Genomic DNA, 7,672 nt, shown 5'->3' with positions numbered 1-7,672 from the left:
TCTTTGGCGGTGAGATTGTCGCTGCCGGCACACCGAGTCAGGTAGCGAAGATCAAAAAATCCATCACCGGTCAGTATTTGTCCGGCAAGCGGGCCATTCCGGTGCCGCTGGACCGCCGGGCCGGCAACGGCCGTTTCATTGAAATTGCAGGCGCTCAGGAGCACAATCTGCAGAATATCACAGCGCGTTTCCCCTTGGGCAAATTCATCGCTGTGACCGGGGTTTCCGGCTCCGGCAAGTCCACGCTGGTCAATTCCATTCTCAAAAAGGCCATTGCCCAGAAGCTCAACCGCAACTCGGACAAGCCCGGCAAGTTTAAGAAAATGACCGGCATTGAGCATGTGGACCGGCTGATTGACATTGACCAAAGCCCGATCGGCCGGACACCGCGGTCTAATCCAGCCACCTATACCGGTGTTTTTGACGACATCCGCGACCTCTTTGCCAAGACCAATGAAGCCAAGATTCGCGGCTACAAGAAAGGCCGCTTCAGCTTTAATGTCAAGGGCGGCCGCTGCGAAGCCTGCTCGGGCGATGGGATTATCAAGATTGAGATGCACTTCCTGCCCGATGTCTATGTGGCCTGTGAGGTCTGCCACGGCACGCGCTACAACAGCGAAACGCTGGAAGTCCACTACAAGGAAAAGAATATCGCCCAGGTGCTGGATATGACCGTCAATGATGCGGTGGACTTCTTCCAGCACATTCCTAAGATTGCCCGCAAGCTGCAGACTATCAAGGACGTGGGGCTGGGCTATGTGACATTGGGACAGCCGGCGACGACTCTCTCAGGCGGGGAAGCCCAGCGGATGAAGCTGGCTTCTGAGCTCCATAAGCGCTCTACCGGCAAGTCCTTTTACATTCTGGATGAGCCGACGACAGGCCTGCATACAGAGGACATTGCCAAGCTTCTGCATGTTCTGGAACGCTTTGTGGACGATGGCAATACGGTGCTGGTCATCGAGCACAATCTGGATGTCATCAAGACAGCGGACCATATCATTGATCTGGGGCCGGAAGGCGGAGTCGGCGGCGGTACCATTATCGCTTCCGGCACACCGGAGGAAGTTGCGGCCAATCCCGCCAGCTATACCGGCCAGTATTTGAAAGGCAAGCTGGAAAAATAAACTCCTGATACTCAAAGAGAATCAAAAACAACAAGGAAAACCGATGCCGCCAGCGCAAAGCACGGCATTGTGGTTGCAGATAACATTTCTGCAAAGAAGTGTCATCTTCGATTTTCAAAGAGCAGAACACCCACATGACGATTCTGCAAGGAGGCCTTGTCCGTTTTGGAGGGCCTTTTTGTTTTAGTCTATCGTCATTTGCCTGATTTTTTGCTATAATAAGGCTAATCATCCTACGGAGGTACCTCATGTTATCAAGAATTGAGAAGTTTGAAGCAGCCCTGGCCCAGTCAGACTGCGACGGAGTGCTGGTCACCAATCTGAAAAATATCTACTACCTGACTGGTTTCAGCGGGACAGAAGCGACAGTTTTTATCAGCAAAAACCGCCGGATTTTCCTGACGGATGCGCGCTATACACTGATTGCCAAGGGAGCGGTCCGCGGTTTTGACATTGTGGAAACGCGCGACGCGATTGGGGAGATTGTCAAAATCATTGCGGACGACAAGCTGGAGAAAGTCGGCTTTGACGATGAAGTTTCCTATGCTTATTTCAAGATGCTGGAAAGTGTCTTCTCCTCCTACGAGCTGGTACCGATGACGGGTTTTATTGAAAAGCTGCGCATGATTAAAGATGAGCAGGAAATCGCAACCATTCGCAAGGCCTGTCAGATTTCTGACCAAGCCTTTCTGGATGTACTGGACTTTATCAAGCCCGGTCAGACGACTGAGCTGGCTGTGATGAACTTTTTAGATACCCGTATGCGCCAGCTGGGTGCTTCAGGTGCCTCTTTTGACTTTATCATCGCTTCAGGCTGCCGCTCAGCCATGCCGCATGGCGTGGCCAGTGACAAGGTAATCCAGAGCGGAGAAACGCTGACGCTGGACTTTGGCTGCTACTACAATCACTATGTCAGCGATATGACCCGGACCATTCATATCGGCCAGACGACGGATGAGGAGCGGGAGATTTATGATATGGTCCTGCGCAGCAATCAAGCCCTGATAGAAGCAGCCAAGGCCGGTCTCAGCTGCATTGACTTTGACCGCATTCCGCGTCAGGTCATCAACGATGCTGGCTACGGTCCTTACTTTAGCCACGGCATCGGCCACGGCATCGGTCTGGACATCCATGAGATTCCTTACTTCGGCAAGTCAGAGGAGCCGATTGAGGCCGGCATGGTTCTGACAGATGAGCCGGGCATTTATCTGGACGGCAAATACGGTGTCCGGATTGAGGACGATCTCCTCATCACTGAGAGCGGCTGCGAGGTCCTGACGCTGGCTCCCAAAGAGTTGATTGTTATTTGAGAATTATCAGGCTTTATGATAGAATAAAGAGAATATAATTTTAAAAAGAGGTAATATAGAATGATTGAAGCAAGCAAGCTGAAAGCTGGCATGACCTTTGAGACAGCTGATGGCAAGTTGATCCGCGTTTTGGAGGCCAGCCACCACAAGCCAGGTAAGGGAAATACCATTATGCGGATGAAGCTGCGCGATGTCCGTACAGGCTCTACCTTTGACACCAGCTATCGTCCAGAAGAAAAATTTGAGCAGGCCATTATCGAAACCCGCCCAGCCCAATACCTGTACCAAATGGACGGCACCGCCTACTTCATGGATACGGAGTCCTTTGACCAGTATGAAATTCCAGTGGCCAGCGTTGCTGAAGAACTGAAGTTTATTCTGGAAAACTCAGAAGTAAAAATCCAGTTCTATGGAACAGAGGTAATCGGTGTGACGGTACCGACAACGGTAGAATTGGTGGTGACCGATACCCAGCCATCCATCAAGGGTGCCACCGTGACGGGCTCCGGTAAGCCAGCGACTCTGGAGACTGGTCTGGTTGTCAATGTGCCGGACTTCATCGAAGTCGGACAGAAATTGATTATCAATACCGCTGAAGGAACCTATGTTTCCCGCGCATAATTTAGAAGAGGTAATGAACTATGGCAACTGAACAATTAGGTGAAATCGTCATTGCACCGCGTGTTTTGGAGAAGATTATTGCCATTGCAACGGCAAAGGTAGAAGGAGTTTACTCTTTCGCAAATAAGAGTATGTCTGACAGCCTGTCGATGCGTTCGCTGGGCCGCGGCGTTGCCCTGCATACGGATGAAACCGGCGATGTGACAGTAGACATCTATCTCTATCTGGAGTACGGAGTCAGCGTTCCGACGGTGGCTGTTGCGATCCAAAAAGCAGTCAAGAGTGCCGTCTATGATATGGCTGAGGTGGAGCTGTCTGCTGTCAATATTCATGTGGCTGGTATCGTTCCGGAAAAAGCGCCAAAACCAGACCTGAAAGACCTGTTTGACGAGGATTTCCTCAATGACTGATGTTTTTTTGGAATCCAGAAGAGATCTGCGCCAGCGCGCTTTTCAGGCTTTGATGAGCCTAGAATACGAGGGCGATGTTCTGGAAGCCTGCCGCTTTGCTTATTCCTATGACAAGGAGGAAGAGGGGGCAGAACCTGAACTTCCGGTTTTTCTCCTCAATCTGGTCACCGGCGTTGACAAATCCAAAGAGGAGCTAGACCAAAAAATCGCTCAGCACCTCAAAGCGGGCTGGACAGTGGACCGTCTGACCTTGGTAGAAAAGAATATCCTGCGCTTGGGGATTTTTGAAATCACAGAATTTGATACCCCGCAGCTGGTAGCCGTCAATGAGGCTATTGAGCTGTCCAAGCAGTTCTCTGATGAAAAATCCAGCAAGTTTATCAATGGAATTCTCAGCCAGTTTGTAACAGAAGAGTAGGCCGCTTCGGAAGGGAAGTTTTCTGAGGCTGGCTGTCTTGAGGCAGCAACGGCAGAAGCGAGAAGACTGTCCCGCCGCCTTAGCCTGAGCCTAGAAACTCGAAGGCGAGGAGGCTCAAAACTTAGCTACGGAATTCCGAAGGAAGCCGCTGGCGTCCGTCCCCACCTAAGGGAAAGTCTTAAAGAAGGCTTTGTCTTCCATCTATGCAAACGCAGTTTGTATCGCTTGTTTTCATCAAAGTGGTTTACCCCAGTCGTCTTCGATAGTATAAAAAATTCCTAGCCGTTTTGGCTAGGTTTTTTTAGTTGCTGGCATTTATCGCATTTGCTGCGGCCGGTGTGGTTGTGGTGCCGTTTGACTTCGTGGGGATAGATACCCGTGTACTTTTTAAAGAGGGCGGAAAAGCGGCTGTGGGACTGGTAGCCGACTGACATGGCAACGTCCTTGATTTCCAGATGGGTGCTGCCCAAAAGCTGTTCAGCTGCGGCCATGCGCCGGCGCTGGGTGTACTCGGTCATGGTCATTTTGTATTTGAGTTTGAAGGTGTTTTTCAGCTTGGTCTTGCTCATCATGGCAATCTTGCTCAGCAGTTCCTGAGGAATATCAGAAGCATAGTGGTCGTCAATGTAGCTGCTGACATTGCTGAGGGCCAGATCATCGGCTGCATTGAGTGTGCTGCTGCCCTCTTGGTGATTGTAGTAGTCGTTGATGATGACGCTCAGCCATTCCTTGGCTTTGATTTCATAAAAGAGCTCACTGCCGATGGAACTGACATGATAATGCAGGATTTCCTCTGCAATCTTGCCCAGTTTTTCGGCATTAAACTTGTGGGATTCTGTAAAAATCCGGTTAATTTCACCTTGGTTGAGCTGAAACTGTCCCATCAGATAGTCTTCAATCATGCTTTCTTTAAAATCAATTTCCACTGTTTGGAAATAAGATTGGCCGTTGAGCAAAAAACGCAGCTGCTGCCCTTGGTTAAGCACGATAAAGCTGGACTTGCTTCGGAGAGCTTTGTAGGGGGACAGGCACTCGCCGTTGGCAGATTTGAAATAAGATGAAAAGGCAAGGAAGTCTTTGTGCTGGCGCAGATCCATCGTCAAAAAACTGTCCTTTTTGATAAAAGAATCATGGATGTTAATCCGGAAATAATCCGTTTCGTAATTCCAGTAAAAGCCTTCTGCTTCATCATTGCTGGTAAAATAGGTCTTGCCGTGGCTGGAAAAACGCTGGCAGTTCTCCAGCAGGCTGTACTGTTGGCTGTTTAAAAACCCATCAAAATCTACATTCATAAGAAACTCCTATAACACGATTAGCCAAATACTACAATTCGTCATAAAATTTAATAATGATTGTTGTTCATTTTTAAGAGTGGTAAAATATGAATAGCATTATTATAACGATTTACAGCTGCTTTTACAAGTACGAAAGAGGATATTTTATGTTTTCTGTCTATAAAAAGCTTTTTTCATATATACCTGACCGAAAAGGCTTGGCTTATCTTGCTATTTTCTTTTCTGCCCTGTCTGCCATGCTGATGGCGGGAGCTCTTTATTATTTATATGAGTTCTTGCGGGGCCTTCTGCTTTCTGGCAATACCGCCTCGGCTGCGGCCTATGCGCTTGTCATTGTTTCCATGATGCTGGCTGGCTCCCTGCTTTATATGACTTCCGGGGTCTTGGCGCACATGGTGGCCTTCCGCTTGGAGACCAATCTGAGAAAAAGAGGGATTGACGGCCTGATGGCTTCTAATTTTGCCTTTTTCGGGACCTCCAGTTCGGGCAAGATTCGGAAGATTATCGATGACAATGCTGCAGAGACCCATACGATTGTGGCCCATCTGATACCGGACAATGTCGGGGTAGTGGTGACGCCGCTCATGATTGTAGGTCTGGCCTTTGTCATTCAGCCGCTGATGGGTTTCTTGCTCCTGCTTCTGATTGCAATCGGTGCCTGGCAGGTCAAGGGCATGGTCGGCAAGCCTGAGCTGATGAGTCTTTATGCGGCGACGCTGGAAAATCTCAACAGCGCTACGGTGGAATATGTCCGCGGGATGCAGGTCATCAAGATTTTTAAGACTTCGGTCGCTTCCTTTAAGGCACTGTCTCAGGCTATTCAGGCTTATTCAGAGACTGCTCTGCAGTATTCCTTTACCTGCCGCCGGGCCTATGTCAGCTTTCAGGTTTTGTTTGCGAGCTATATTTTACTGCTGATTTCGGCTTTTGCCTTTCTGCTGCCTGAAAGAGAGCAGCTGCACCTGCTGCCGCAGTTTCTCTACCTCTTTTCGGTCATCGGACTTCTCTTTACCTGCTTTATGCGGGTCATGTATCTGGGCATGTACCAGTACAAGGCTGTTGAGGTCATTGATAAAATCGAACAGCTCTATCAGCAGATGACTGAGAACAAGGTGTATCAAGGTTCCGAGGAAGAGCTGATAGATGGCAGCCTTGCCTTTCAGGAGGTGTCTTTTGGCTATGAGGAAGACCAGCTGGTCCTAGATCGCCTGTCCTTCCGCTTAGAGGCCAATAAAGTCTATGCTCTGGTCGGAGCCAGCGGCAGCGGTAAGTCGACGATTGCCAAGCTCATGGCCGGTTTTTATAAGGCGGGGAGCGGACAGATTCTCTTGGGGCAAAAGCCCATTGAATCCTACAGTCAAGAAGCTGCCATGCGGCAGATTGCCTTTGTCTTTCAGCAGTCCAAGCTCTTTAAGCTGTCGATTTATGACAATGTCCGGCTGGGCCGGCCGGAGGCCAGCCGTGAGGAAGTGATGCGGGCGCTGGATTTGGCCTGCTGTCAGGATATTCTGGATAAATTTCCCGACCGGGAAGAGGCCCAAATCGGGGCCGAGGGAGTCCACCTGTCGGGCGGCGAGATGCAGCGACTGGCGATTGCCCGAGCGATTTTAAAAGATGCCCGGCTGCTTATTTTGGATGAGGCATCAGCTTCGACGGATGTCAACAATGAATACCAAATTCAGCTGGCCTTTGCCCGCTTGATGGAGAATAAGACCGTCATCATCATTGCCCACCGCCTGAGCTCTATCAGGGGAGTTGATGAAATTCTGGTCATTGACCGGGGCAGAATCGTGGAGCGGGGCCGAGATCAGGACCTGTCTGAAAAGTCCGGTCTCTATCGGCGTCTGAAAGAGCTCTATGCCAGTGCAGATGAATGGAGGGTATCATGATAGAAGAACTGAAAAACAGGTTTGGTCTGACGCAGACCGGCGCTAAAAACCTTTTCCGGGCCTGTCTGGTCTCCTTTCTGGGCTTCTGTCTGCAAATGCTGCCCATGATGATTGTGATGCTTTATCTGCAGGGGCTTCTGAGCGGGCAGCTGGCTTCCCCGCTGGTTTTTCTTCTGGCGACTCTGGTAACGGTCATCCTGCTTTATGCGGGTATCAATATGGACTACAACGCGACCTATACCACGACTTATAAGGAGAGCGCCAATATACGGACGGACATTGCAGAAATCCTGCAGACCCTGCCCCTGTCCTACTTTTCCAGCCATGATCTGTCCGATCTGTCTCAGACCATCATGAGCGATGTGGAGCGGCTGGAGCATGCCCTCAGCCATGCTATTTCTAAAACGCTGGGTTTTGTCCTTTTCTTCTTTTTAGTCAGTGCCCTGATGCTGATGGGCAATCTGCTTCTGGGACTCTGCATCGTGCTGCCCTTGCTACTGATTGCCGGACTGATCTGGCTGTCCAAAGAACTGCCCAAATGGGCTTCAGCTGCCTACTGGCAGCAGCTGCGGGCTAATTCAGAAAGCTTTCAGGAGGCCATT

Annotated in this window: 6 protein-coding genes and 2 pseudogenes; 7 read left to right on the top strand and 1 reads right to left on the bottom strand. The window is 50.0% G+C overall.

What is annotated here, in order from left to right; translation table 11 throughout:
• From STRDD11_RS00875 to nusB, 5 genes and pseudogenes are all read left to right on the top strand, one after another.
• Window positions 1-1,127, top strand: a pseudogene (locus tag STRDD11_RS00875) (ATP-binding cassette domain-containing protein); the annotation flags it as partial.
• A 248-nt stretch (window positions 1,128-1,375) separates the two neighbouring features.
• The gene (locus tag STRDD11_RS00870; RefSeq protein WP_128834448.1) at window positions 1,376-2,437 is read left to right on the top strand and encodes a M24 family metallopeptidase; all 1,062 of its coding nucleotides are present in this window, start codon (window positions 1,376-1,378) and stop codon (window positions 2,435-2,437) included.
• Window positions 2,438-2,497: 60 nt separating this feature from the next.
• The gene (gene efp, locus STRDD11_RS00865) at window positions 2,498-3,058 is read left to right on the top strand and encodes an elongation factor P (RefSeq protein WP_128834446.1); all 561 of its coding nucleotides are present in this window, start codon (window positions 2,498-2,500) and stop codon (window positions 3,056-3,058) included.
• A 20-nt stretch (window positions 3,059-3,078) separates the two neighbouring features.
• On the top strand, window positions 3,079-3,468 hold the full coding sequence (locus STRDD11_RS00860) for an Asp23/Gls24 family envelope stress response protein (protein ID WP_128834444.1): 390 nt from the start codon (window positions 3,079-3,081) through the stop codon (window positions 3,466-3,468).
• A complete protein-coding gene (nusB, locus tag STRDD11_RS00855) occupies window positions 3,461-3,886 on the top strand; it encodes a transcription antitermination factor NusB (protein ID WP_128834441.1) in 426 nt (141 codons plus the stop codon). The genes STRDD11_RS00860 and nusB overlap by 8 nt, the downstream gene beginning before the upstream one ends.
• A 278-nt stretch (window positions 3,887-4,164) precedes the next feature.
• On the opposite strand, the gene STRDD11_RS00850 is transcribed toward nusB, so the two are convergent.
• Complete coding sequence (locus tag STRDD11_RS00850; protein WP_128834438.1) at window positions 4,165-5,178, bottom strand: helix-turn-helix domain-containing protein; 1,014 nt, start codon at window positions 5,176-5,178, stop codon at window positions 4,165-4,167.
• Between the two features lie 89 nt (window positions 5,179-5,267).
• On the opposite strand from STRDD11_RS00850, the gene STRDD11_RS00845 reads away from it, so the two are divergent.
• On the top strand, window positions 5,268-7,070 hold the full coding sequence (locus tag STRDD11_RS00845) for an ABC transporter ATP-binding protein (protein ID WP_241209266.1): 1,803 nt from the start codon (window positions 5,268-5,270) through the stop codon (window positions 7,068-7,070).
• A pseudogene (locus STRDD11_RS14020) lies at window positions 7,067-7,672 on the top strand (ABC transporter transmembrane domain-containing protein); the annotation flags it as partial. The gene STRDD11_RS00845 and the pseudogene STRDD11_RS14020, both read left to right, overlap by 4 nt.

It is taken from the genome of Streptococcus sp. DD11 (assembly GCF_001578865.1).
Classification (GTDB): Bacteria; Bacillota; Bacilli; order Lactobacillales; family Streptococcaceae; genus Streptococcus; species Streptococcus panodentis.
This window is presented reverse-complemented; position numbering and strand designations above follow the sequence as displayed.